This window comes from Methanolobus sp. ZRKC4 (assembly GCF_045291305.1).
Taxonomy (GTDB): Archaea; Halobacteriota; Methanosarcinia; order Methanosarcinales; family Methanosarcinaceae; genus Methanolobus.
In genome coordinates this window covers 138,621-164,901 of sequence record NZ_CP146983.1, presented here as the reverse complement: position 1 = coordinate 164,901, position 26,281 = coordinate 138,621, and the positions used below count along the sequence as shown (strand labels likewise).

The 26,281-nt window shown below is 41.6% G+C and carries 23 protein-coding genes, 2 tRNA genes and 1 pseudogene; 3 read left to right on the top strand and 23 right to left on the bottom strand.

Going from position 1 to position 26,281, the window contains the following annotated elements:
• Window positions 1-34 precede the first annotated feature (34 nt).
• Both V7O67_RS00855 and V7O67_RS00850 read right to left on the bottom strand, forming a co-directional pair.
• Window positions 35-3,499, bottom strand: a complete 3,465-nt coding sequence (locus V7O67_RS00855; RefSeq protein WP_342303903.1) for a VWA domain-containing protein — start codon at window positions 3,497-3,499, stop codon at window positions 35-37.
• 8 nt (window positions 3,500-3,507) lie between these two features.
• A complete protein-coding gene (locus V7O67_RS00850) occupies window positions 3,508-4,338 on the bottom strand; it encodes a CbbQ/NirQ/NorQ/GpvN family protein (protein WP_342303904.1) in 831 nt (276 codons plus the stop codon).
• A 326-nt stretch (window positions 4,339-4,664) separates the two neighbouring features.
• Between V7O67_RS00850 and putP the strand changes: the two genes are divergently transcribed.
• Both putP and V7O67_RS00840 read left to right on the top strand, forming a co-directional pair.
• The gene (gene putP, locus V7O67_RS00845; protein WP_342303905.1) at window positions 4,665-6,152 is read left to right on the top strand and encodes a sodium/proline symporter PutP; all 1,488 of its coding nucleotides are present in this window, start codon (window positions 4,665-4,667) and stop codon (window positions 6,150-6,152) included.
• 178 nt (window positions 6,153-6,330) lie between these two features.
• Window positions 6,331-6,858, top strand: coding sequence for an N-acetyltransferase (locus V7O67_RS00840; RefSeq protein WP_342303906.1), 528 nt, complete (start codon window positions 6,331-6,333; stop codon window positions 6,856-6,858).
• A 743-nt stretch (window positions 6,859-7,601) separates the two neighbouring features.
• Here V7O67_RS00840 and V7O67_RS00835 read toward each other — a convergent pair.
• The 5 genes and pseudogenes from V7O67_RS00835 to ilvE form a co-directional block, all read right to left on the bottom strand.
• Window positions 7,602-7,674 (bottom strand) — tRNA-Gln (locus V7O67_RS00835).
• Window positions 7,675-7,736: 62 nt separating this feature from the next.
• On the bottom strand, window positions 7,737-8,828 hold the full coding sequence (locus V7O67_RS00830; RefSeq protein WP_406655754.1) for an OBG GTPase family GTP-binding protein: 1,092 nt from the start codon (window positions 8,826-8,828) through the stop codon (window positions 7,737-7,739).
• A gap of 60 nt (window positions 8,829-8,888) precedes the next feature.
• Window positions 8,889-10,799 carry a molybdopterin biosynthesis protein gene (locus V7O67_RS00825; RefSeq protein WP_406670545.1) on the bottom strand — a complete coding sequence of 637 codons (1,911 nt, stop codon included), beginning with the start codon at window positions 10,797-10,799 and terminating at the stop codon, window positions 8,889-8,891.
• A gap of 9 nt (window positions 10,800-10,808) precedes the next feature.
• Window positions 10,809-11,057 (bottom strand): sodium:proton antiporter, encoded by a 249-nt coding sequence (locus V7O67_RS00820; protein ID WP_406670544.1) that lies wholly within the window; start codon window positions 11,055-11,057, stop codon window positions 10,809-10,811.
• A gap of 130 nt (window positions 11,058-11,187) precedes the next feature.
• Window positions 11,188-12,065, bottom strand: a pseudogene (gene ilvE, locus V7O67_RS00815) (branched-chain-amino-acid transaminase).
• A 154-nt stretch (window positions 12,066-12,219) separates the two neighbouring features.
• Between ilvE and V7O67_RS00810 the strand changes: the two are divergent.
• Window positions 12,220-12,294 (top strand) — tRNA-Arg (locus V7O67_RS00810).
• Window positions 12,295-12,924: 630 nt separating this feature from the next.
• Here V7O67_RS00810 and V7O67_RS00805 read toward each other — a convergent pair.
• The 16 genes from V7O67_RS00805 to V7O67_RS00730 all read right to left on the bottom strand — a co-directional run bounded on the left by V7O67_RS00805 (window position 12,925) and on the right by V7O67_RS00730 (window position 26,281).
• The gene (locus V7O67_RS00805) at window positions 12,925-13,050 is read right to left on the bottom strand and encodes a hypothetical protein (RefSeq protein ID WP_342303911.1); all 126 of its coding nucleotides are present in this window, start codon (window positions 13,048-13,050) and stop codon (window positions 12,925-12,927) included.
• A gap of 21 nt (window positions 13,051-13,071) precedes the next feature.
• On the bottom strand, window positions 13,072-14,376 hold the full coding sequence (locus V7O67_RS00800) for a hypothetical protein (protein ID WP_342303912.1): 1,305 nt from the start codon (window positions 14,374-14,376) through the stop codon (window positions 13,072-13,074).
• Window positions 14,377-14,468: 92 nt separating this feature from the next.
• A complete protein-coding gene (locus V7O67_RS00795) occupies window positions 14,469-15,578 on the bottom strand; it encodes an ABC transporter ATP-binding protein (protein WP_406670543.1) in 1,110 nt (369 codons plus the stop codon).
• A gap of 21 nt (window positions 15,579-15,599) precedes the next feature.
• The gene (gene modB / locus V7O67_RS00790) at window positions 15,600-16,268 is read right to left on the bottom strand and encodes a molybdate ABC transporter permease subunit (protein WP_406655747.1); all 669 of its coding nucleotides are present in this window, start codon (window positions 16,266-16,268) and stop codon (window positions 15,600-15,602) included.
• 16 nt (window positions 16,269-16,284) lie between these two features.
• A complete protein-coding gene (modA, locus tag V7O67_RS00785) occupies window positions 16,285-17,073 on the bottom strand; it encodes a molybdate ABC transporter substrate-binding protein (protein ID WP_406670542.1) in 789 nt (262 codons plus the stop codon).
• 286 nt (window positions 17,074-17,359) lie between these two features.
• Window positions 17,360-17,791, bottom strand: coding sequence for a peptidylprolyl isomerase (locus V7O67_RS00780; RefSeq protein ID WP_406655745.1), 432 nt, complete (start codon window positions 17,789-17,791; stop codon window positions 17,360-17,362).
• 81 nt (window positions 17,792-17,872) lie between these two features.
• Window positions 17,873-19,333: a hypothetical protein gene (locus V7O67_RS00775; RefSeq protein ID WP_406670541.1), complete on the bottom strand. Its 1,461-nt coding sequence runs from the start codon at window positions 19,331-19,333 to the stop codon at window positions 17,873-17,875.
• Between the two features lie 20 nt (window positions 19,334-19,353).
• A complete protein-coding gene (locus V7O67_RS00770) occupies window positions 19,354-20,124 on the bottom strand; it encodes a hypothetical protein (protein ID WP_406670540.1) in 771 nt (256 codons plus the stop codon).
• A 14-nt stretch (window positions 20,125-20,138) separates the two neighbouring features.
• Window positions 20,139-20,615: a hypothetical protein gene (locus tag V7O67_RS00765; RefSeq protein ID WP_406655742.1), complete on the bottom strand. Its 477-nt coding sequence runs from the start codon at window positions 20,613-20,615 to the stop codon at window positions 20,139-20,141.
• Window positions 20,612-21,463 (bottom strand): hypothetical protein, encoded by an 852-nt coding sequence (locus V7O67_RS00760; protein ID WP_406670539.1) that lies wholly within the window; start codon window positions 21,461-21,463, stop codon window positions 20,612-20,614. The genes V7O67_RS00765 and V7O67_RS00760 overlap by 4 nt, the downstream gene beginning before the upstream one ends.
• A 13-nt stretch (window positions 21,464-21,476) precedes the next feature.
• The gene (locus tag V7O67_RS00755) at window positions 21,477-22,091 is read right to left on the bottom strand and encodes a hypothetical protein (RefSeq protein ID WP_406670538.1); all 615 of its coding nucleotides are present in this window, start codon (window positions 22,089-22,091) and stop codon (window positions 21,477-21,479) included.
• A 1-nt stretch (window position 22,092) separates the two neighbouring features.
• Entirely contained in the window at window positions 22,093-22,569 is a 477-nt protein-coding gene (locus V7O67_RS00750) for a hypothetical protein (RefSeq protein ID WP_406670537.1), read from the bottom strand.
• A gap of 70 nt (window positions 22,570-22,639) precedes the next feature.
• Window positions 22,640-24,109, bottom strand: a complete 1,470-nt coding sequence (locus V7O67_RS00745; protein WP_406670536.1) for a hypothetical protein — start codon at window positions 24,107-24,109, stop codon at window positions 22,640-22,642.
• 29 nt (window positions 24,110-24,138) lie between these two features.
• The gene (locus tag V7O67_RS00740; RefSeq protein ID WP_342303924.1) at window positions 24,139-24,915 is read right to left on the bottom strand and encodes a hypothetical protein; all 777 of its coding nucleotides are present in this window, start codon (window positions 24,913-24,915) and stop codon (window positions 24,139-24,141) included.
• 20 nt (window positions 24,916-24,935) lie between these two features.
• A complete protein-coding gene (locus V7O67_RS00735; RefSeq protein WP_342303925.1) occupies window positions 24,936-25,415 on the bottom strand; it encodes a hypothetical protein in 480 nt (159 codons plus the stop codon).
• The gene (locus V7O67_RS00730) at window positions 25,412-26,281 is read right to left on the bottom strand and encodes a hypothetical protein (RefSeq protein WP_342303926.1); all 870 of its coding nucleotides are present in this window, start codon (window positions 26,279-26,281) and stop codon (window positions 25,412-25,414) included. The genes V7O67_RS00735 and V7O67_RS00730 overlap by 4 nt, the downstream gene beginning before the upstream one ends.

Sequence of the window (26,281 nt, the reverse complement as noted above, 5' to 3'; positions counted from 1 at the left end):
ATTTACTGTCAAAACTCGATAAATTGATAAGTTCTCACGTTGTCAGTCTCTTATACAACAAAGGCAACGTCTCCGGTAGCATAAGAGCATCATCGATTATCGTGTATCCGACATCGGAAAATATGTTGTCAAGGTACTCTCCGGGATTCCTGTCAACAGTTATGCAGAAGAAGTGCATACCCTGGTTTTTTCCTTCACTGATGGCAACTCTTGTATCTTCCTGTGCGAGGTCGCCCTGATATGAATCCTCTCCCTTTGACCTATCATAGGGTTCGCCATCAGAGAGCAGCACCAGCATTTTTGTCCTTGCACCAGCCTGTTCCAGTTTCTTTATGGAATGGCGGATTGCAGGTCCCAGGCGTGTATTGGATTCAGGTTGCAGGAGGCTTATCCTGCGTGCCACATTATCCGAGAGTCCTTCATCGAATTCCTTTATCACAAAATACTCAACATCTTCGCGGCTCTTTCCTGAAAATGCGTAGATGGCGTACTTGTCTCCGATGCTCTCAAGCGCCTGGCTCATGATTATGAGTGCATCTTTTTCAACATCCAGTATGCTCCTGCCATCAGCTCCAAGTATCTTGCGTGTTGAGGCACTGACATCCACAAGAAAGAGGGTTGCAACATCCCTTTCATGCTTATCCCACCTGATATACAGCCCATCATCTGGGTTGATTCCGCACCTTTTTGCGATGAGTGATTCTGTAAAAGCATCGATATCTATTTCGGTTCCATCATTCTGCTGCTTCATCCGGTGGAAAGCTTCAGGTTTCATCAAACTGAAAGTGTGTTTAAGGAGTGCTATCTCATTCCCGTAGCGTTCCATTGCTTTGGTATAGTAATATGTGGAACCGCCTATAGGTTCAATTTCATTTATCGTACTCCACTCTGATCTGTAGTCATTGATTAATGAGTCCCACTCGTCGTATTTGTAGCTTCCAAGCACTCTCCAATTCTTATTCAGGGCTTGAGTGGGTTTCTTGGTGGCCTGCTCCTTCGGTCTTTCTTCCTGGGCGGTCAGGTCTGACTCAGTTTCAGGTATGAAATTCTTAATGACATTCTCACAGGATTTAGTCATCATCGGGTCCGCAGAACCAGTGGCACCGATATCCATTCCCCGGTAACCGATGTTCTCCAGCATTTCATATTCCGTTTGTCCAAGAGGGCCAAAGTATTCTTCAAGCAGGTCATAGATGTCTAAAGCAAGCTCAAGGGATGAGAATGTGCTTGAATCTTCCCTGAATATGTTCTCTTCCAGCTTTTTCTGGGTTTTCTTCAGGATTCCTTTGTTAGGCTCACTAATCTCAAACGCAGGTTCATGTCCGGTGGAAATCCACAGCAATGCCTCCATGAATTCATCAAGTCTATCTTCTGGTGCAGGTCTTGTCACAAGCATCCTGTGGCGCACATCCTCAAGGTCAGAGCGCACTCCTTTGAAGTGGTCCATTATCATGTACTCGACACGTGCATCCTCCAGTATCCCCAATATGGTTGCAGCCAGTATCTGATTAGGAAAAAGTGAGAGTATGTCAATTATATCGGGATGGTCGTTATTTTCCCTGTCCTGTGAAAGAGTATCTCCCTCATTTTCAAGCGAGTACTTCCCCTTTATCTTCTCTGTCATTGCAGCGGCTTTTTCAAAAGGGATGTCCACCGAACTGAACCGAACGTGTCCAACCTCATGCATTACACTCAACTTGTATATCTTGAAATTATCTTCAATATCCTCATAAACTTCCATTTTAGGTGCGAGGTAGATTGTATTTCCTGCTATGATGGGGTTCATGCCATGTACATCTACCTGAAGTGGCAATGTTGCCATGGAGCGTATTATGAAATTGGTGCCTGAAAGTCCCAGAGCATAATATCTCAACACATTTGCCACTTTCTTAAGAGTGATTGCACCTGTGAGTTCTTCAACCAGTTCTCTGGAACTTTTGGATTCGAGTGAGAAATAGGCTTTTCCAGCAGGTTTTTTCTCATCAGCAGCTTCCAGACCCTTCAGTGTCCAATCTTCCAGGTCGTCCATGTTAAGTTTTTCAAGGATCGAAGGTGAATGGAAAAAGAAATTCAATGCCAGTTTCCTGTCTTTCTCATATACCTTCAGTCCGATCTCTATCCATTTCCCTGCATTTTCTGGTTTTGTTCTATCAACAAATGGGCTGAGATTCTCAAAAAAAGCACTGGAAAGAGCGCCCTCTTTTGCAAGGAGTGCATTTGCAATCCTGAATATCTCTTCATGCTGTTGCGGGGGTATTTTGCTTAATGCCTGTATGGATGTTTTGAAATAATCCATGGCCAGTTCAAGGTTCTGTATTGCGATTCCTTCTCCCGTTCCTGCCCATTCATCAAACATCTCTTTACTTAGCAGTTTGTATGCCCCGGAAGTATTTTCAAAATAACTTTCAAGACATTCAGATTGGATATCTGCCAGAAGGATACCTCTGTCTATGAGTATTGACCTGATATCCCTGTCTGTATCTTCCAGGTGTTTTCCAAGTGCAAGGCTTGTTCTGATGAAATTCCTGAGTGTCTGTTTGTTACCCGAAAAGGAGGATATTGCTTTATCTTTCCATCCTTCTACTTCATTCAGTTTCAGGTTACCAAGGTAATGTGGGATAGTATTCAAAAAGGATTTAGCACTCTTATTATCTGTATCAGCAAGGTCAATTGCGATGTTCATGAGGAATGCAAACTCTTCCTCATCAGCCTTTTCCATAATGGTTCCTGCATTCCTCAATAATGTCATTGCAGGGACTTCACCAAATTGCAGCATACGGTCCATGGAAGCAAGAACTTCTCTTCTCCTTTGTGGCCGGACATTTGGAAGCACCTTTTCTATCAGGTTTATGAGCTCTATGGCAGTGAGCCAGTGGCTTTTGATGACACGCTCTGTGACGTGGCAGAATAAAGTAAAATTCTCCGGTGTGAGCAATAAGTGCAGGTGGATGAGGTGTTCAAAGTAGGCTTCTGCAACCTTTGCGTTGAAATTTCCAAGTTTTCTTCCTTTTTCCACAAGCTCCTGAAACATTTCAGGTTTTGTGGATACAATTACCTGTCCGGTATGTTTGAAGTAGGCTATTGCTATCCATTTATTCTGTTTGGAGAGCGAAATTCCTGTGCTGGTCCAGTTTTCAAGAAGTTCAAGACCGCCTTTTTTTATGATTGCCAGCGAGGAATCAAAGAATCCTTCACAACATGAAACACTCAGTTTCGAGATTTCTCTTGCAAGGGAGAGCCAGCTCTCAAATTCATATTTTTCAAGGGATCCATAAACATGTGGCGCAGCACCAAGAAAGGCTATAAGTACTCTCATGCCACGCTTGAGTGCGCCTTTTCCGGCATGAAGGACTGCTTCCAGCTCATCATCATCTAAGTTTTCAAACCCTGCTGCTAATCTGGAAATTTCAGAACTTTCAAGTTTTGGAAAATAGGCTGCTATCAGTTCATTGGTCTTTCCAGTTGTGGCAGGCTTTTGTGTATCTGTACCTTCTGCCACGTATTCACTCACTCCATAATGGCAGCGATGATCTCATCAATGCTTCTCTGCAGATCAGGATTGTCAGTTATGGGTTTTGCCATGGCTATCCTGCAGGCTTCTTTGGATTCTATACCTTCGCGGATTAGTTTGCCTGCATATATCAACAGGCGGGTGCTCACTCCCTCTTCGAGTCCATGATGTTTGAAGTTCCTGATGCTCTTTCCAATTTCCACGAGCAGGCCCGCGGTCTTCTCATCGACTTTACTTTCATGCGCAACGATCTGCTTTTCAAGCTCTGCGGGGGGATAATCAAAATCAATTGCAACAAATCTCTGCCTTGTGCTCTGTTTCATGTCCTTGACAATGCTCTGGTAACCGGGGTTGTACGAAACACAAAGCATGAACTCTTCCGGCGCTTTGACTATTACTCCGAGCTTGTCGATAGGTATTATGCGTCTGTCATCGGTGAGCGGGTGTATGACTACTATGGTATCCTTCCTGGCTTCCACCACTTCATCAAGATAACATATTGCTCCACATTTCACAGCTTTTATGAGAGGTCCGTCACTCCATTCTACGTTGTCTCCTTTTATCAGAAACCGTCCCACAAGGTCTGTTGCAGTGAGGTCCTCATGGCAGGCAATTGTTATCAGAGGACGTTGTAATTTGTAAGCCATATATTCCATGAACCGTGTCTTCCCACAACCAGTAGGTCCTTTCAGGTTCACCGGCAGCAGGTTTTTGTACGCGGCTGTGAATATCTCAACTTCGTTACCCACAGGTACGTAGTAAGGTTCTTCTGTTACCAGATATTCATCAACAGGCAGCTCTTCAGATAAAGCACATTTTGTTGGCATCGTACTATTCCTCTTATGATAGTATTCTACTGTCTTGCTTTATATCTGCTGTGCAGGAGGACTTTTACTTATGTTTTATCAATTTGATGGAAATTGATAGGTTTTGATAGATGTATCAGTTACAAGTGATTTGTTAATGGCTAATGAAGTTCTGAATATTGCGAACTGAACATATTGTTGAATAGGTAGTTTACTTTTACATCCCTGGTGAATTGATGTTGATTCCCTTCAAAATCATGCTTTAATTTAATGCATTGGTAAAAAGAAACGGTTAAATAATGTAAAAACTTCCCTTTAATACAGTTACTTATAATGAGGGATGTTGTTTGTTATCAGAAAAATTATCCATAATAATCATTTTTGTACTCTATCTCCTCTTCATGGTGGGTATCGGTGCGATTTACTATAGGAAAACAGCCAATCTGTCAGACTACATCCTTGGTGGAAGAAAGCTGAACAGTTGGGTGACTGCCCTGAGTTCTCAAGCATCGGATATGAGTGGATGGTTATTGCTTGGACTTCCCGGATATGCCTACGTAGCAGGAATGGAATCCATATGGATAGCTGTGGGGCTTGCGCTGGGAACTTACCTTAACTGGAAATTTGTAGCCAGGCGCCTGCGTAAATATACTCAGGTAGCGGGGGATGCTATTACCATTCCGGTTTACCTTGAGAATAGATTCAGGGATCAGAGCAAGGCACTCAGGATCATCTCTGCTTTGCTTATTTTGGTATTCTTCTTGTTCTATACATCATCAGGACTCGTTGCCGGTGGAAAGCTTTTCAGCACGGTTTTTGATATGCCTTATACTACAGCACTGACCATCGGTACTTTTGTGGTCATAACCTACACATTCCTTGGCGGGTTTATGGCTGTATGCTGGACTGATTTCTTCCAGGGAATGTTGATGCTATTTGCCATTGCAGTTGTACCAATTACAGCTATGCGCAATGCAGGAGGATATAGTTCCACTGTGGATATCATCAGGTCAATAGACCCGCAGCTTCTGAATCCATTTACATCATCTGGTGGAGACCTTATCTCTCTGGTAGCTATTGTTTCTCTGCTTGCCTGGGGACTGGGATACTTTGGTCAGCCTCATATACTTGTAAGGTTCATGGCTATCCAGCATTCTGACCAGATTAAGCAGGCAAGGCTTATTGCTATGATCTGGGTGGTCATATCTCTGGCTTTTTCCGTCTTTGTTGGAATAACAGGAATGGCATTGTTCCCGGGAGTACTCGACGGTGCATCAAGCGAGACGATATTCATGTTGATGGTTAACGAACTTTTCCATCCTTTGCTTGCAGGTCTTTTGCTTGCAGCAATTCTTGCAGCCATAATGAGTACTGCGGATTCACAGTTGCTTGTTTCAGCTTCTGCATTCACCGAAGATATATACAGGCTGCTTTTCAAACAGGATGCCAGTGAAAAGGAACTTGTATGGATGGGAAGACTTGCTGTTGTTCTAGTATCTGTTGTAGCATACTACCTTGCATTGGATCCAGAAAGTTCAGTATTGGATCTTGTGTCATATGCATGGGCAGGGTTTGGAGCTGCTTTTGGACCTACGATTCTTTTCTCTTTGTTCTGGAAGAAAATGACAAAGAACGCTGCACTGGGGGGACTCATCTCCGGTGGGCTTATGGTTATCATCTGGAAACAGCTTTCTGGGGGAATATTCGATCTGTATGAGATAGTACCTGGTTTTGCACTTTCATGCATCGTGATCATCCTCATAACGATGCTGGAAAAGGAACCTTCTAATGAGATAATGGAAGAGTTTGACAGGGTCGCAATTGCAGATGTATAATTTTACCGGCAGAATATGCCGGTCATTTTTTTAACAATGGAATTGGTTTTGAGGATGCTGAATATGAAATGATGGATTCCTGGATTCCATAATTATGAAAATTACACTGAGGCAGAATGCCCGGTGTGGTAAATCGTTTCCTCTCAATTTGATTTGACAAAATTAAGGACGAGTGTATATGTCAAGAAAACATTTTCAACCTAATAATGAAAAATTAAAGATTAGAAAGATAGATGAAAATGATTTTAACAAAATATGGCCGATGATAAAAGAAATAATAATGGAAGGGACTACTTATGAATATCCTGTTGATATGGGTAAAGAAGAAGCTTTGCATGTTTGGATGAAGAAACCAGAACACACATATTTGGCAGAAAAAGATGGAGAAACTTTAGGTACTTATTTTATCAAAGCAAATCATAGCGGGCAAGGAAATCATGTTTGTAACTGTGGGTATATGGTTGCTCCCAATGCACAAGGGCAAGGGATTGGAACTTTTTTATGTAAACATTCTCAACAAGAAGCAACTAAACTTGGCTATAGAGCTATGCAGTTTAATTTTGTAGCTTCCACGAATTTAAAAGCGATCAATCTTTGGTTAAAGTTAGGTTATAAAATTGTAGGCAGGTTGCCAGAAGCTTTCAATCACCCTGAAAAAGGATTTGTAGATGCTTATGTAATGTATAAATTTTTAAATGATAGTTGATCTAACAGTTTGAAGAGTTTGATTTGAAATTCCTTTTGGTTTTTTTAGGAATCCTGTGGTTTTATGTTAGTGATGGGATGGGTATATGGATCAAAGTTATCCGGATTAGAAACATAACACAAATGTACTTGATTTAATATCAAATATTCAAAAAATATATATGCTATCAGAACAATTATGAATGTGAGGATGATTTACAATTAACAAGTCTATCTGATTATTACCTGGGACATGTTTAAGCATTTCTTCTGCATAGGAAATATTTCCAAGTGCATTCATCCTCAAGCCTCCAACTTTTTCGAAATTAACTAATCTGTTTTTGCTAAACATACAGACAAAGCAGCATTGACGTGTAGTTTCTAATGTTATATTGGCAAATCTTTATTTGTAACTATTCAGCCTGATAAAAACGCTATCAATAACAATCTTGACAAAAAGTTGAAACGTAAATTTCATTAGAATCATTTATTTTGATTGTTGCTATTGATTGCTTTTTTGATTGTTAGATTGTTAGTGAGCAGACATCTCTATTTCGATGAAATCAGTACCAATAGGCAAATCGTGCCAGGCTGAATAGTTACCTTTATTTTTAGTATCTGTTGATGAAGATTTCAATGAAGACTCTGTAGGTGTGCAACCAAAAAGTGAGTTAAATCTAGAATCAAGGCTTAAAAAAATAGAGAAATATCTAGGAATCTCTCAAGAACCAGTAACAAGAGCATCAATAGGATTTTTAAAAAAGATAGTCCCGGCCGGATTCGAACCAGCGTCTTCGGCTCCAAAGGCCGGAAGGATTGACCACTACCCTACGGGACTACGCAGGCTTAGCAGAATAAATGCATTATGGTACTTAATTTTTATGCAGAAAAGGATATTTTTCACTTTGCGATGATAAGTGTCAAAAGGTCCTTATCGTGCAACTCATGGTCAAGACCTGCTCTCTGGCCCGGGTGCTTGGCTGATGTTCCCCATACCAGTGAATACCTGAATTTTCTCCTGAAATCGCGGTGGAGGTGGTCACAGATTTCTCCAACCGTGACACCTTTGCGTACAATGAGTGGCTCTTCCATGTCAGCGGGGCCACCCTGGGGTTTCAGGTAAACGCGAATAAAGTCCAGTGATTCGTATATCAGGTCCTTGACGGCATCAAGGTTCAGCTCCTTATCGGCTGAGATGTATGTCGCATCAGGGTAATCCTCCCTGCATTTATCCAGTACATATTCATCTGCCATGTCCACCTTGTTGACAACAACAACCGAAGGGATATACACCCTGTTACCCATGATGGCGTCTATCAGCTGGTCAACGTTGATATTGTCCCTGATGAGCACATGGGCATTGTGTATTTTATACTCTGCAAGTATTGCCTTGATAAGATCATCTGACAGGTCGAGGTCAAGAGTGCTGCTGACCGTGACACCGCCTCTGTCATGCCTCTTTATGACGACATCAGGTGCTTTCTGGTTCAGGCGGATCCCTGCATCATACAATTCCTGGGTAAGAACATTATGGTGGTAATTCTGGAACACATCCAGTATAAAAAGCACAAGGTCGCAGTTCCTTACGACAGAGATTACTTCTCTTCCACGGCCTCTTCCGCTTGCAGCTCCCTTCACCAGCCCGGGAACATCAAGTATCTGGATAGTTGCATTGTTGTATTCAAGCACTCCCGGAATCACATCCAGGGTTGTAAACTCATAGGCTCCGACCTCTGAATTTGCACCGGTCAGCTTGTTAAGTAGTGTGGATTTTCCCACTGACGGGAATCCTACAAGCGTGACGGTGGCATCTCCTGACTTTCTCACGGAGTATCCTTCACCGCCTCCCTTGCTTGCAGCTTTCTTGACAACTTCATCACGCAGACGTGCAAGCTTAGCCTTCAGCTTACCAATGTGATGTGATGTTGCCTTATTGTAAGGAGTCTTTTTGATCTCCTCTTCTACTTCCTGTATATCCTCGTGTATGCCCATTTGAACCTACCATAACGTCAAAATAAAAAAGATTTTCCCGATTTTAGACTTGCCATATCGTCAAAAGGGGGATATTATACTACCGGTCATTTCATACGTATGAATTCCGGCCGGAAGTCTTCTTGAGAATTCTTCGGAGCGGAGAGCATTCAGGAAAACCTGTATCTCCCTGATATCCAGAAGATCCTTTCGTATGACAAAATCAAATTCGTCCTCTGTAACAGGAACAAACCCAAGCCCGGATTCCTCTGCCGCAGCCCTGATTCCAAAGCCAACATCTGCCTTTCCACTTTTTACAGCATCGCAGACAGACCGGTGGGTCTTTGAACCTGAATTGTAACCCTTTATGTTTTTGATAAATTCACTCTTCGTCATCCCTTTTGCTTCTGCCAGTGTTCCAAGCTCTCTTTCCAGAATTGCTCTTGTTCCGGATCCCCGGTTCCTGTTTATGAGTTGCAGGCTGGTTATTTCCTCAAGTCCGTCCACATGGTTGTCAGGGGTGAATATAAGCCCTAGCTCTCGCCTGTATCCCTTGACAAGAACTATGTTCTCAAGATTCATTTTTGATATGGTTGATGAATTGTAATTTCCCTCTGCGTCCACCATATTCACACATGCAATGTCAGTAGTGCCGCTGGATATGGCTGCAAATCCTGCACTGGAACCCCTATTCAATGTCCTGAACACAAGTCCTGTCATCTCTTCAAGCAGATCTATGCCCGGGCACTGCCCACCTACATACATCAGGTCCGGGATTCTCACATTACCAAACATAGTAACCTCAACCGGGCTTCCTGCGTCGATATACTCAGTCTCTGCGTTGATCTCGATAATCCCGTCAGCATCTGAAAGAGTTGTGATTGCTCCTGAGGTCTTGTCTGCGGGGTATGCTCTCCCGCGGATCACTCCCACAGGGAATAACTCCTCACGTCCTCCTGAACGTATGCCTGTTCCCATGACAGCCTGAACCTTTGTCCTGAAGGATGGTGCGGTTCCAAGTGAATTATGGATTATCGGTGCCACAAACTCATTGAATATACTGAGTGCAGAGGTTGGGTTTCCCGGAAGGCCGATAGTAGGTATGCCATCTATCATCCCGATGACGACCGGTTTGCCGGGTTTAATGGCGATTCCGTGGGTAAGTGTTTTTCCCTTATCCTCAATTATCTTGTACATTATATCCCCGACACCCGCAGAAGTGCTGCCCGAGGTGAGAACCATATGACATTCTCTGATCGCCCTGTCCAGGCCTTCTTCCATCATTTTTCCGTCGTCGGGAATTATGCCATACATTTTCGGAATAGCGCCTGCCTCTTCCACGCTTGCAGCTATTGCATAGGAGTTTGCATCGAATATAAGTCCTTTTCCAAGTGAGTTGCCGGGTTCTATGAGTTCATTGCCCGTTGAGATTATGCCCACCAACAGTTTTCTGACAGGTACTTCTTTCATGCCGACTGATGCAAGAACACCGATCTCCCTGGATCCGATACGTGTATTCTTCCTGAGTACACGTTCTCCCTTCATGATGTCGCTGCCGGCTTTCATGATGTTCTCATTGATGTGGACCGGCTGGTAAACAAGTATATTATCATCTACCCCCTTTGTTTGTTCAACCATCACCACAGCATCTGCTCCGTCGGGGATGGGTGCTCCTGTGGATATCTCAATAGCTTCCCCTTCACCTGCAAAAAAAGTGTCAGAGCACCCGGCAGGTATGGAACCTGTCATTTTGAGCTTCACAGGCTCAGGTTCACTTGCCTGATAGGTATCCTTTGCATGTATTGCATAACCGTCTTTGACAGAGCGGTTGAATGCAGGCACATCCACACCCGAAGGTATGTCATCTGCTATGATGTGTCCTACAGCTTTTTCAATAGCTAAAGTAATAATTTCTGGCTGGACTCTGATCTGTTCGATCAGCTTCCTTGCTTCTTCTACGGGGGTGAGTTCCCTGAATTCCTTGCGTTCCATTATGCTCGCTTATTCATCGTCAAGATACGCTATAAGCGTTTTGTTGAGCTTGAATACTCTTGAAGCAACATACCACAGACCCATGAGATACACGATCCATGTAGCAAGGGAAAGTATCTTCAGGTTGTGGGTGGAATCCAGGGCTTCGAAAGTGATCACAAGGGTCACAGGCATGAGCAGCAATATTGCCATTACCGAATCATTGAGGTATTTGAGGTTCTGCATTACCACTTTGCCTTTTTCTCCCTCTAGTTCCATTCTAAAACCTCATTTATTCTATATTATATTATAATAGCATTTGAATACAATAGGTTACTGGAGTAATGCCTAATTAATGTTTTGAAGAAATAAAAAAGAAGAAAAGATAATGAAGAGTCAACTCTTCATTTTAAGGAAAAATAGGTGTTCCTGTGGTTGTTGTGACTCTGTCAAAGCTGCAACCATCTTCTTTGTAATAGGTCCTGGCTTTCCGTCACCGATATCACGGCCGTCCACCTTGACAAGAGGGGCAGCTTCAGCAGCCGTACCTGTCACGAATATCTCATCAGCAGTATAAAGGTCGAAAAGTCCCATGTTCTCTACAATAACCTCGATATTCATTTCCTTCAATAATTCGATTGCAGTAGCTCTTGTAATGCCTTTTAGGTTGTTTATTGTCGGAGGGGTGTAGACTTTTCCGTTCTTAATTATGAAGATATTGTCGCCTGAACCTTCGGAAAGATAGCCGTTCCCGTCAAAGAAAATAGCTTCATCTCCACCTTTCTCATTTGCCTCGATCTTTGCAAGGATGTTGTTCAGGTAGTTGAGTGATTTGATATTCGGGGAAAGAGCATCAGCCGAGTTCCTCCTGATTGCAACAGTAACTCCTGTGAGCCCGACTTCATAGAGGTCTCCGTACATTGCACCCCATTCCTGGCTTATGATGAAAATATTGGGGTTTGGGCATTTTCTGGGGTCAAGTCCAAGGTCTCCTACACCCCTTGATACAATAGGCCTTATATATGCGTCTTTCAGATTGTTTTTCCTGAGTGTTTCCAGGACAGCTTCTTCCATCTCTTCCTTGGACAGGGGGATTTTCAGAGCTATTGCCCTTGCTGAGTCATAAAGCCTGTCAATATGTTCCCGTAACTTAAAGACACGTCCGTTGTAGGCCCTTATGCCTTCGAATACACCATCACCGTACAGGAATCCATGGTCGTATATCGAAGTCGTGGCCTTCGATTTGGGGACATATTCGCCGTTGTAATATATCAAAAGTTCACTCATAATGAAGCCTCATCAAATTGATGGTAGGTTTGATGTCAAACTATTATATATTTGTATTCACATTCACATTGTTTGCAATTTAGGAATGTGCCTGGATTCTTACAAAAGGCTTTTATGCTAGAAAACCTATTTCAGACTCCAGTCAATCATTAGCGGTCCCGTGGCTTAGCCAGGATATAGCATCGGGCTTCTAACCCGAGGGTCAGGGGTTCAAATCCCTTCGGGATCGCTCAATTTTTGTAATCATTGTTTTTTTTATTGAGAAGTTGTTCAAGTCGACCGAAAAAAACTTATCCTATGAGTCATATAGTAAGTATTGCTGAGAATGTAATGTTCGAAGTTTGAAACACTGCGACACTATGTTTCGGCTTTCGATTGGATCAATTCAGGGAAATACCCTGCAACATGTATGCTTGCCAATCGGAATATTTAAGACGTCAAGAGGGCGATAGGGTATTATAGTTTTCTCTGTTGCCCTCGCATTACTTCCTTTTTCTCATAATTTATTAATCCATACAAGTAGATTATTCGTAACTATTCAGCCTGATAAAAACGCTATCAATAACAATCTTGACAAAAAGTTGAAACGTAAATTTCATTAGGATCATTTATTTTGATTGTTGCTATTGATTGCTTTTTTGATTGTTAGATTGTTAGTGAGCAGACATCTCTATTTCGATGAAATCAGTACCAATAGGCAAATCGTGCCAGGCTGAATAGTTACGATTATTCTATTAATATTGTGAGTTCATATTCCTGGAACCACAGTTTTACATGTGTGTAACAAAAGAAATACGATTATAATTACGCAGTAGATTTTACCGAAATAGAACAAATTGTAAAAAAATAATAGATGTCTTTAATCATTAAGCCCCAGAATATTCCTTTTCTCTTTCTTTTTTTCTTCCTTCTTTTCATTTTGACTTGTCTTAACGAATTCAGTGACTTCCTTCAATCTGTGGATATTTGTTTCATCATGTCCCATGTTATTACTCCTTTCCTATGTTCAGGTACGTTCCCCATATTCTATCATTGCCTCTTTCCCGAAAACATGCCTTACATCTGAAAGAAGCACTGACTTTCCTCTTTCCATTTCTTCTTTAAGGTTTTCCAGTTGTCTTCTTTCTAAGTCAATGTCATGGTTTGTAGATCTTACCAGAACATGATGTCTTTCAATCTCTTTTTCAATCTCTTCTTTTTGCTGATAGATACTAAGACCGTTTAATTCCACTTCTAGCTTCTCTTTCTCTGAAAGATACTTTTTTCTTTGCTCAACAAGGGATAATATTATTTTTTTATCGTCCAGCACTTGTATTTGCTTTAGGGTTTTGTCACACATTTGGTCCTTCAGGCCAAGTTCTCCACTTTCGACCCTGCTCTTGAGTTGTGAAAGAAAAGGATTAAGGTCATGTTCAATTGCAAATGCAGGTTCTTCTTTAATGGTCCTGAGTATTTCCCTGTTCTCAGGGGAAAGTACACATCTCTCATTCTCATCCTGTTTTTCCATTCTGGAAATGGCCTTTGAAAGTGGTGTGAAGAGTCTTCTTGCTTCGGATCCTGCGTCTGCTATCTTTGTATCAAGAAGTCGAATCTCAGTTTCCAGTTGTTTTGCTCTTTCAAATTCGCTACTATTCTCAAGTTCCGTAAGTCTGGAGTCATCCACAGAAAGTTTGTCCTTTGCAGATTCGTACTTAGAATCCAATTCCACCATTTTTTTAGTACTATTTTCTATTTCTTTTCCGGTCCTGCTAACATTCTCCGCTTCCGTAGAAATCTTCTGTAATTCTCCTATCCTTTCGTTTCCCTTCATTGTCGAGGAGTAGAGTTCGTCAAGCGCATCTTCAAGATCTGCCAGGCCCTGATTTATTTTCTGGTGTTCCCTGGGGTAAAGTGCCTTTATATACATCAGGCTTTTACGGGTATTATCTAAAACAGTTTTCAGGGTGGATTTTGAATCTGTATAGAATTCAGAAGCAGCTACAGGTGAGGTATCTCCGGGAACTTTCAACTTATCATCGATGAGCTTCAGGTTATTGGCTACATTGTCCCTGTTTGAGTCTCCAAGTTTTTCTCCTCTTTTACTTGCACCCTCAATAGGTTCAGCAGTTAGTAGTTCTTTCTTTAATTGTTCCAGGTCTCTGAGTGCATTTTTGATTCCATCATATTTTCCCTTTACAACAGGTCGAAGTTCTTCTTCCTGCTTTTTAGACTCGTCTCTCACAATACCGGCAAGTTCCATGAGCTTAAAAACAGTTGGCTGAGATTCTTCTTTTTCCTGCTTTTTTCCAAAAAGCCTTTCAATGAATTTCATCTCTGCTATAAAATGATGTAATCTAACTTTAAAAGATTATTGGGCACAAACCTGTCTGATAACCTATGCTTAACACCTTAGAAAAAAGCGTTTCAGAAAATGACTATCTTGCTTTTTTCGATCCTCGCAAAACAGTCATCGCCTACTTTAAGGTCCATATCCTCAAAGAACTGGTTTGCCAGCTCAGCAATCAGTATATTTTCATGTTCTGTTATCTCAAGAGCCAGAATTTTACTTGCTCCCTTATTGACAATGCTCTTCACGCTGGCAGTAAATGTATTTTCTCCGGCATTCTCCCTTTTATCTATAAGGGGCAATATACGGAGATTTTCAGGCCTTATACCCCATGCCATTTTATCGTTTACTTTATTATCTGGCTTATTTGCGATCACCTGCAAGTTTCCACATTTAAGTGTCAGTGTTCTGGATGTTTCATCCTCGTCTAAGGCAAGCGAATCCTCGAAGATGTTGGACATACCTACAAGTTCTGCAACATGCCTGTTCTTCGGATGATAAAAGACTTCTTCGGGTGTTCCCAGCTGCTGCACGCGTCCGTCGTGGAAAATTATTATCTTGTCAGCAATCGTGAAGGCTTCTACATGATTGTGGGTTATGAAGAGCACCGGAATGCTAAGCTCCCTCTGTATCTCCTTGATCTTCTCCCGAAGTTTCATACGCACTACCATGTCCAGTGCTGAGAATGGTTCGTCCAGCAAGAGGATATCAGGCTTGGGTGCAAGGGCCCGTGCAAGTGCTACCCTTTGTTTCTGTCCACCTGAAAGCTGTGAAGGATAATTGTTCTCCAGGCCTTCTATATGGAGTAGCTGCAACATTTCCTGAATTCTCTTTTCTTTCTCTTCTTTGCTCCATCCTTTCAGTCCGTAGGCAATGTTCTTTTTCACATCCATGTGGGGAAACAGGGCATAGTTCTGGAATACGTATCCGAGGCTTCTCTGCTGTACCGGAAGGTTTATTCTTTTATGGCAATCGAAATACACTTTGTTATTAACGATTATCTTTCCACCGTTGGGTTCAAGAAGTCCGGAAATGCATTGGAGTGCTGTAGTCTTCCCTGACCCCGAACGTCCGAAAAGTACTACCAGCTCATTTTCAATCTCAAATTTGGCATCAAGTGTAAAAGAAGGCTCTATGCCTTTTTTCTTGTCGCTTTTTTTCTTGTAATATCGTTTTCTGAAATCCACTTTGATGCCTATACTAACACCTCAGACCTTCCATGTGTCGACAAGTTTTGCAGTTATGGCCATAGAGAGTAGTGACATTGCTATCAATATTATTACCAGCGTATTGGCAAGTTCGTTATTCCCTGTCTGGAATGCGCTGTATATCGAAAGTGACATAGTGTTAGTTCTTCCGGGTATATTCCCTGCGACCATGAGTGTTGCTCCGAACTCTCCCACCGACCTGGCAAAACTCAGGACTATTCCTGCGAGTATCCCTTTTTTTGCAAGTGGAAGTGTGATGAAAAGCGCAGTTTCCAGTTCTTTTCTTCCAAGGGTGAATGCGGCATATTCGAAATCTCTGTCCACTGCTTCGATTGCAGCAGCAGTAGTTTTTACCATAAGTGGAAGCGATACGATAAAAGCTGCAATGACTGCTGCCTCCCATGTGAAAAGTATGGTCCACCCTGTCAGGTTGTAAATGATATTTCCGAGGGCTCCGTTTTTTCCCAGTAATACTACCAGAATGTATCCTGTTACAGTGGGGGGGAGTACAAGAGGTAAAGTAACGAGGACATCTGCGAACCATTTTCCCCTGAAATCACGTCTTGCGAGCACATATGATATTATCACACCTACCACTGCTACTACAAGGGTGGATAATATTGCTATTTTCAGCGTGATCCCAAGGGGAAACCATATCTGGTCCAGCATTTCTTTTTAATCCTTATTATGCCGTGAATCCATGTGATTCTAATATTGATCTTCCTTTTTGGCCTGTAACAAAATCTACGAACATTTGTGACTCTTTTTTATGTTCTGATGATTCAAGGACTGTTATTGGATAACTAATGTCTGTGCTGGTAGGAATGGTGGATATGATTTTGATGGTGTCTTTTTTTGCAATTTTTGCATCAGTCATGAATACAAATCCTGCATCAACTTCGCCTCTTTCAACATAGACCAGCACCTGCTTGACGGTTTCGGCAAGCACTGCTTTTCCTTCTAATTCATTCCATAGTCCAGATTCTACAAGGGATTGCTTTGAATAAGTTCCGGCTGGTGATATTTCCGGGTCGCTGATGACAAATCTTTTAACGCTATCATTTAACAAGCTATCTACGCTTGTAATCTCCAGCTCACTGGTTATTGGGACGATAAGGACCATTGAATTTTGAGCAAAGTCAGTCCTTGAATCTTTAACTATCATTTCCTTTTCATCAAGTAGATTCATATGTTGCTGAGATGCTGATGCAAAGACATCAATGGGGGCACCTGCTTCAATTTGCATACGTAGCGCTCCCGAGCTTGCAAGGTTAAGCTGAACATCTATTTCAGGATTCTCTATCTTGAACTGTTCTACAATCTCTTCAAAAGATTCGGTAAGTGTTGAGGCAGCAGATACTGTGATTTGTGTAGGTTCTGTTTGTTCAGATGGTTTGTTTACACATCCGCTTGCCAGCATCATTATTATCAGTATGGCTGTAATTCCTACAATGAAGTTTCTATTTTGTTTCATATGGACCACCTTTGTAATTTGAACATGTCTCTTTCTGATAATGGTAGCTTATTCCAAGCGCCGTTATGTTCTCTGGGACATATCGATTATTCTTGTTAGGACTAATATAAATATCTATCTGGATATTGCTTGTAAAAAGTATGACTTATGTTGTAAATAAAAAGCCGAACTATGTAGGTATACATATAAATTACAAGATAGGGCAACGAGCAGTTATACTTGCCCACTATGGATACAAAAAAGTAAGTTTGCAGTATCGTGGGTAGTGGACACTGCAGAAATGAGTTTATTCTTCTACAACAGTAACTTTTTTCATCACATCATTTGGCTTAATCTTGTTGACAACGTCCATACCTTCGACTACCTGGCCGAAAACGGTATGTACATTATCAAGGTGTGGCTGTGGTGAGTGTGTGATGAAGAACTGGCTGCCTCCGGTGTCCTTTCCAGCATGTGCCATTGAAAGTGCGCCTTTGCCGTGTTTGCGTGGGTTACCTTTTGTCTCACATTTGATGGAGTATCCTGGTCCACCTGTACCGTCTCCTTTAGGACATCCGCCCTGGATGACAAAGTTTGGTATGACCCTGTGGAAAGTAAGGCCGTCGTAGAATCCCTGCTTAATGAGTTTCTCGAAGTTTGCTACGGTTTTTGGTGCATCCTTCTCGAAAAGTTCCAGTACAATGTTACCTTTATCGGTTTCTATTATTGCTTTCTTCATGAGTTTCACCTTAATGAGATTTGTTAATGGGTGTGCCGGATTTAAGGTTTTCTGTAAGGCTGTTCGGATTTGCCAAAGCACTTAATCGATGGTAGCTTCAAGCTCGTTTCTCGTCACGTGGAGGAAAGAAATAAGGTTGCCTCCTCCATCATATAGGAGAGTGTATTCGGAATCTATTTCCTCCACTTTATTATTTTGTTTTTCCTCCCATGTACAGTCAATGGTTCCTTCCAGTGCCATGAGCTTGAAGTAGTGCATGGTTATGTTGTATAACGACTGCGTATCACCATCTACGATTGTCATGTTTGGTATCATTGTTGTGGGGCTGGTCACATTCCAGGAGTACTCTTCAATTTCTCCATCGGAATATTCCATAAGATAAGTTTCATTTAAGAAGTCGAAGGTACAATTTGCATGCTTCTTGTTGTCAGGGTCTTCATATTTTGTAAATTCACTGCCTGCATCTACCCATGTCTCCCAATTGGTACTGACAGCAGAATCCCTGTATTTGACATGTTGTATGGTTGTCTTATCGGTCTCATATTCTATCTCTTTTGTTCCAGATGAGGCCCTGAGCCAAAATTGTGCGGAATTAAAATTTGATGCATCTTTTGATACTGCTTCAAGGTAGTATGAAAAATTGTATATGGGTTCGGGATTTGATTCATTCAGTTGAACTATCTTAAAATTGTAGGCCAATGGATATGTTCCCATCTCTGGTACGGTATCAAGGTCCAGAATTGCTGTTTTGTTTTCGTCATCAAGGGTTGCTGTGGTGGTTATTAGTGTTTCCGCATATTCTGCCCATCCATCATAATAATCACTCTGGATGTAGATGATTATCTTGTCAGCCTTGAGAGGATTGACAAAAAGGCTGTTCTTGGTACTATTCGGGAACAGTATATCTGGATCGCTGGTTGATGCAACGGAAATCGCTGCATTTGTACTTCCTGAAACTGAAGTATTTCCTGTTATTTTCATAATAGGAATTGTTAGTGTTTCACCATTGAAATGAAACTCTGGTGGTGAAATCATTACCGTCCCACCGGTGGGATATTTAGACCACACGCCACCGCCTTCATAGGCAATGATCCTTTCTCCTGAAGTATAAACTATCTTTCCCATGGATGCGTTGAATCCTGCAAAGTCTGGTTCGTTCTCATAGCTTTTCCATGCATCCCAATAACTACGATTCTGGTAAAAATCATCATACCATGTTGAATTTGATGAAAGTCCTATGATCATTATCTGGCTTTCATTGTAGGCATCATCGTCCCCCATAATTTCGACATCTCCTCCCATAAGGGAAAGGCCCGTCGTCTGAAGAGGAGCTTCTCCGAGGGCTGTCTTGCTGGTTCTGGAGTCAAAAACTGTGAATCCCTGCTCAATTTTTTGAGCCTGGGCCATATCTTCCATGCTTTCTATTGCGGGTAGTGTGTAGAGGACCATTATACCTATTGATAGGAGCGTGATTGCAAACATGATTGTAATTCCCACAACCGATGAAACTGCAGCTTTATTCCCTGACAGATCCTTTCCCATTTTTTAACTCCATATGATTATTAATCGATAGTAACGTCCATGGCCGCCTTGACGATGTATACATCTATATTTTCGGTATAAATCTTACCTGCTAAAACAGTTTGAGTCGTCTCGTTAAGCTCTATGGTTGACATGCCAAGGTGTTCATTCAGGTATTTTTCCCATGCTTTAAAATAATCACTCGTTATGCTTATGTTTACATGTGAGACGTTTTGATAGCTGTTTATGGACCTTGTCCCGGCATCAGTTGTCACACGCACAAGTCCTGAACCGGAAATGGAGTCTGCACCCGAAACACTTCCGTCAGGGATCACCAGAACGTTATTTGCATAGGTAAAACGTGGCTCAGATGCCATAATTGCTTCTCCTGTGCTGTATTTGATCCACACTCCGGTGTTCTCATAACCCGTAGAAGTATCTTGAAAATCATTCTCTATCTTTCTCATCTGTTTTCCATAAAATGATGAGCTAAACGAATCTGATGAACTGTTCCATGTCTGCATAGTTATGCCAATCTGGCTGTTTCCCGTAACAGACAAAGACCCCCCGTACATTTTCAATTCGACTGATTGTGTAGGAGCATTTCCGAATACTACCTTATTGATATTGAGGGCCAGTACCTGGAAACTTTGTTTTATATTTTCGGTATGATGGGCATCCTGCATGTCTTCCAGAATCGGTACGCCAGCAACTATGATTATCCCGGTTGCAAAGAGTATGATGGCTAAAATGATGCTGTAATCAACAATTTCCGATACTGCATCATTCGAATATTTAAATGATTTTTCCATATACATCTTCCGGTTTAATCGATTTCTATCATGTTCGTGTCAGGATCATAGTATAATATGAAATCATCAGATCCGCTGAAAAGTTTTACCGACGCGACTTCGGTTTCATGTACCTTGTAGGGTACTTTTACCCGGGTAGCATACTTCCCGTGGGACTCGAATATGATCTCACTAGTCTGGTTCGATATCTCCATTGAATACTGTTGGCCTGCGATCTCATCAGGAAGTGGTAATTCAAAGAAAAAACTACCTACTTCCCCTCCTGCATTCTTGGTTATCTGTACGGCAGTATCGATGTTCGATATCTGTAATGCCATATCGTTACCGTGTATCTCAAATTCGTCTCTCATTATTGTATGTTCGGCCCTGTCTATCATATCGTAAAAAGAGCTGATCACAACTACCATAGTTATTACTGTAATAGCCAGGGTTAACACGAAACCAACGGAAACGGATATCGCTCTCTCATCATCTTTGAATTGCCGGATCATATCTGCCCCTTTGGTAACGTAATAGGTATTGTCGAATTAATCTCAAGATGTCCGTTCTTGTTCAGTTTCATGGTGCTATTGACGATATGTACTCGTTCAATGTAGAATTGCTCTCCGTTAACTAGATCGCCTGATGTCAGAAATGTACCCATTGCCTGACTTCCATTTATGAATTTGATGCTGTAAGTTTCTCCTATAGTCTGGTTGCTGAAATAATAATTGAAGTCAGCTGTATCGGCCTTATTTGATGTAATGTTAATTTCGCTGAATGAATCATCTTTAGAATTCAGTATGGAACTGCTGTCGTACACAGTGAGGTTGATGTCACCACTTGAATTGAACAGACTGGCTGACCAGATTGTACCTGACTGATTATTAATTTCTATTACAAACTTGTTTGATTCATTCCCCAGAGTGGATGCATTAAGCCTGGATAAGGAAAATGAATCTGTATAATTAACCCTTTCGACAACTATCCAGTCATCGTTTCCGTCACTCAGACCATTTTGCGTAAAATAAGCATCCTGCAGTGTTCCTGAATCAAGGGAAAATATGAATCCTGAGAATGAATAGCTCTTTACAACTTTTTCTGAGTAGTTTGCCAGGTAAGCATTGAATTTGGCATTGTCTGATCCGCCATTTGAGTCTGCATAAGCTTTCTCATAGGCTTCGACGGTGATTTGTACAACGTTGGAATAATCAAAGACGTTTGTCTCGATACTGGAATCTGAGGCTGTGTTACTTGCATAAACGATGTTGTTAAGCATGACAGTCAGAACTACGATGCCTATTCCGACAATAAAACCGGCAATCAATATCATCTGACCGGATTCGTTCAGTCTTTTCATGTTAACACCTGTTTCACATTCGCCATAATGTCATCTTCACATCAACAAGATTATAGAAATCCGTACTTGTATCGGCATCAGGTATGCCTGTATCGGATCTGAATTGGGAAGTATCAGCTATATCTGAGTTAGACAACAGCACTCTCCTCGAAACTATTACCGCATTATCCGAAGGTTCGCCGTTGTATATGTAAGGCAGGGTCATAATTGTCCCTGTGCTACCGATCACAGCAAATTCTACATTGTGTGCTATGCCTTTGGAAACGATCACACTCTCCAATAGGTCAGCTGTCGAGCTGTTTTCGAGGTTGTTATTGTTTTTAGATACGTAATCGATAGAGTTCCAGGTATATTTCTCTCCGTCCCAGTTCAGTATGTCTTCTTTGAGGCTGGAATTCTGCCCGTAGTGGGAATGGTCAAGCACATTCAACATATCCCGGCCCATTGTCTGAAGCTGTGCTTCTATGTGGGCATTTGCCGTTGAGGATGTAAGGGGAGTGAGAGAAGTTGCCTGGACAGTGAAAATTATTATTCCCGTAATGATTATGAGAGTCATGAGAGCTTCTAGGGTGTGTAGCTGGGCCGATGTATCGAATTTAACATTAAATGGACATTTCTCATCGATCATATTACCACACTCTCACAGATAGCATTCTCTGAGTTTCATTCCCGGTATTTTCATCCCGGACAATGACTATTCTTTTAGTCTGGCCTATGTTTCCCTGTGTAGGCAACGTTTTCCCTGTGGAATGTATCAGTAAACCAGATGAGATGCTTTCCATTGTGATGTTGAGATTGTAACTCAGGAACGAGCTATTCATACCATAGTAATCGATGGTGCCTTCATAATTTGCATTCACCTGACTGAAGAAATTATCAACCTTTGTACCGTTCAGCAGGTTTGGGGTCCGGGGATTCCCTGCGCTCATGCTTTGCTCGATTATGCTTGTCGATATCCTGTCAGCGACTAATGTAACTTCGTCTGAGTTGGACTGGAATGGAGTGAAAAGACCTGTTGTATATGAAAATACAAAAATTATACTTACCAGAAATATTGCAATACCGATGAGGTAATCTATGTGCATTTGGCCACGGGTATCGATCATAATTCCTCAACATATATATGTTGTCTATTATATAAAAGGATAATTGTAAATTAATTATATTTCCTGCACTTCATTTAAGGGTAGCTGTAAGATCGTTCCTGCTCACATGCAGGTAAGTTATACTGCCCGGCATGCCGTCATAGTAAAGGGTCAGGGTGGATTCATCATAATCTACAGGGTCTGATCCTCCTCCTTTGCCTTTTCCACTGCCGGGATGATCTAGAACGAAAATCACTGATCCTTCCATTGTGATGAGCTTCATGTAATGCTGGGTAAGGTTGTAGAGTGATGTCGTATCACCGTTGGTATAGGCGATATCCGGATCAATACCTAACGAACTATTATTGTCCCATGAAAAATCACTGCTCTCGTCGTACTCAAAGGTAAATGTCTGACTTAAGAGGTCTACTTCAGCAGCCTGATCATCTTGTTTGCCACTTACAGGGAAAATATCCATTCCATCCCATGTTTCAACTCCTCCTCCGGTGGCTGTGTCTTCGTAGATGACACTCATGATTAGCTGGTTTGCACCTCCTTTCTTCGCAAGTGTATAGGTTAGTTTCCTTGTGCCTGAGGATGCAGTTATCCTGTAGTTGCTGGGATTCAGCCCTGCAGAAGCCCTTGCTTCAAGGTCAAGAGAGAAATTGTATATTGGTGCAGGGTTTGACTGGTTTACTGCCCCTACCTTGAAAGCCTGTTTCAGTCTATCTTTTCCCATTGCAGGGATTACTTCCAGCTCTACAATGGCAGTCTCATTTGCATCATCTGTTTCAGCACTAGTATACGCAAGGGAATTTGCATAGTCCGCCCATGCGTTATAGAACTCACTCTTTATATAGATGAGAACTTTATCTGATGTCAGAGGATTTGTTCTTCTTGAATCTAAAGGATCCGGATACAATATTGTTGGCATGTTGTCAGAGCTGACGGTGATATCGACATCAGATCTTCCATCGTATGCGGTATTTCCTTCTATACTCATTATTGGAAGTGTCAAAGTTTCCCCATTGTAATGGAATTCAGGTGGGGATATCATAACCGATTTTCCATTAGGATATTTGGACCACACTCCTCCTCCTTCATATCCGATAACTCTGTCTTTGTCACTGTACACAATACTTCCCATTGACGCATTGAACTCGTTCATCTCAGGATTACTGGTATAGTCCTCCCAGGATCTCCACTTATCCTTGTTCTGTTTGAAAGCATCATACCATGAAGCATCAATATCTACAGAGATGATAACTATCTGGCTTTCTTCATAGGATTGGTTATCACCATTAACTTTTATGTCACCTCCTGTCATAGAAAAGGAAGTGCTCTGGCTTGGCGATTCTCCGAGTGCGACTTTGCTTGTACGTGAATCAAATATCGTGAATGCCTGTTCCACCTTCTGGGCATTTGCCATATCCTGCATTTCGTATATTGTTGGCACACCATAAAGAAAAATCATACTTACAGATGTAATTGTAAGTGCCAATAGCATTATCATTCCCACAACGGATGAAACGGCTTTTTCAGATCGTATTAATTTTTTCATTCTACACCCACCCATTTTACTTCTTAATTTCACTCTACAGTCACGCTCATAGGAGAAACTGTTATGAAAACATCGATATTTGGATTGTAATCCTTTCTTACCTGAATCGTCATGTTGCTTGCGTTTACATATGTTGTCTGCATTCCGATCGATTCATTAAGATATTTTTCCCATGCTTCGTAATAATCGCTTGATAGTGTAATCTCAACCTGTGACACATTGTTATAACTTTCAACTAAAAGCTGACCACCGTTTGATACCACACGGATCAATCCCGATCCTGATATTCCTTCATTGCCTGTGATCGTTACCATGGGTATTAACAGTGAACTGTTGTCATATGCAAATACAGGTTTTGATATTGCAATTGCACTTCCCTGTGGATATCTGGCCCATGCGCCGGTATTCTCATAGGCGAACGATGTGTCCATGTATTCATTTTCTATCGCACGTAATTGCCTTTCAAACGAGATCGATTCAATTGAGGACGTGGATTCATTCCACATGTCCATGCTTACATTCATGTAGCTATTACCCGTGACGGAAACTATACCACCATGCATCTTTAGTTCTACAGACTGGGAGGGAGCTTTACCTGCCGCTATTTTATTCATGTTTGGGGTAAGTACTGAGAAACTCTGTCGGATGTTCTCCTGATATCCTGATTCTTTCATATGCTCAACCAAAGGGTACCCTACAACAGCTATGATTCCAATTGCCAGAAGCATCATTCCAAGTGTTATGATGAAGTCCAGAACTTCCGTAACCGCATCATCAGAAAAGACTGATCTTTTTCTTCTTGTCATTTTGTTTTGTTCCCATGTGCTCAGAATATTATGATGGCATCTTTATCGGGTTCGTATGTCATTACATACTCATTTTTCTGACTATATAGTGTAGTTGAATAGACTACTGCGTTATCGGCATAATATGGAACTTTTACTATCGTTTCATCTCTGTCATCTGATGTGAGCACAATATCCTTGGTGCTGTTAACAAACTCTAATGAATATGTTTTTCCTGCGATCTTGCTAGGCAGGGACAGCTCATATCTTATTTCTCCGATCTGCGATCCGGAGTTCTCTGCAGCACCAATCATGGTGTCCATAGATGCAATACGCACAGCGATATCACTTCCATGTATCTCAAATTCGTCACGCATCACGGTTTGTTCTGCCTGATCCATCAGGCTGTAGAATGAACTGAGAACCATGACAAGCATTAGGACTGTTATCGAAAAAGTAAGTATGAATCCAATTGAAACTGAAACCGCATTCTCATCGCTACATATGTTCCGTAGTGTCATATGTTTCTCCCTGGCAACGATACCGGTAAATTACGGACCATATTCATTTCACTAGAGCTCATGGTGAAAGTCGGATTGATCACCCGGTGCCTTGCATATGCAAAATCCTCTCCTGAACTGAGTTTTCCTGAAAATGTGAAGTATCCCACTGCATTGCCGCCATGGAGGATATTTATTGAATAATCATTTCCATCTGTATTATCTGAAAAAAAGAATGACCCTGAAGGGTTGGAGTCAATTTTATTTCCGGTTATGTTGATCAGGGTGGCTGCTGTATATGTTCCTATTACTGATGACTGATCTGAAACAGTGGCGTTTATAATGCCGCTTGAGTTGTAAAGTTCAATGGACCATAGGGTAGCGGAACTATTCGTAATTGTTATTGTCAGGCTGTCAGAGCTATCTCCTAGTTTTGATGTGTCGGGGATTTCCAGCAAAAACACATCTGTGGTGTTGATGTTACTGGCAACTGTCCAATTATCTCTTCCATCCACGAGTCCAGTTTGGGTGAAAAAAGGTTGATGCAATGTAGTATTCTCACAATTAAAAGTAAATCCTGAGATCGCGTAGTTTCTGGAAGCTATCTCTATGTACATATCTATGTACTGTTCAAAGGACGTATTATTGAAACTTCCATCTTTCATAGCATACTTGTAAGCATCTTCATAGCTTTCTGATGTCATCTGGACAGCATTTGAAATCTCGTAACGCGAAGTATCAATACTTGATTCTGAGGCAACGTTACTGGCATATATGACATTGTTCAGCATGATGGTAAGCACAACTATGCCGATTCCCAGTGCAAACCCTGTAACAAGGAGTAATTGCCCACATTCATCCAGTTTTTTCATTCCATCACTTTCCAA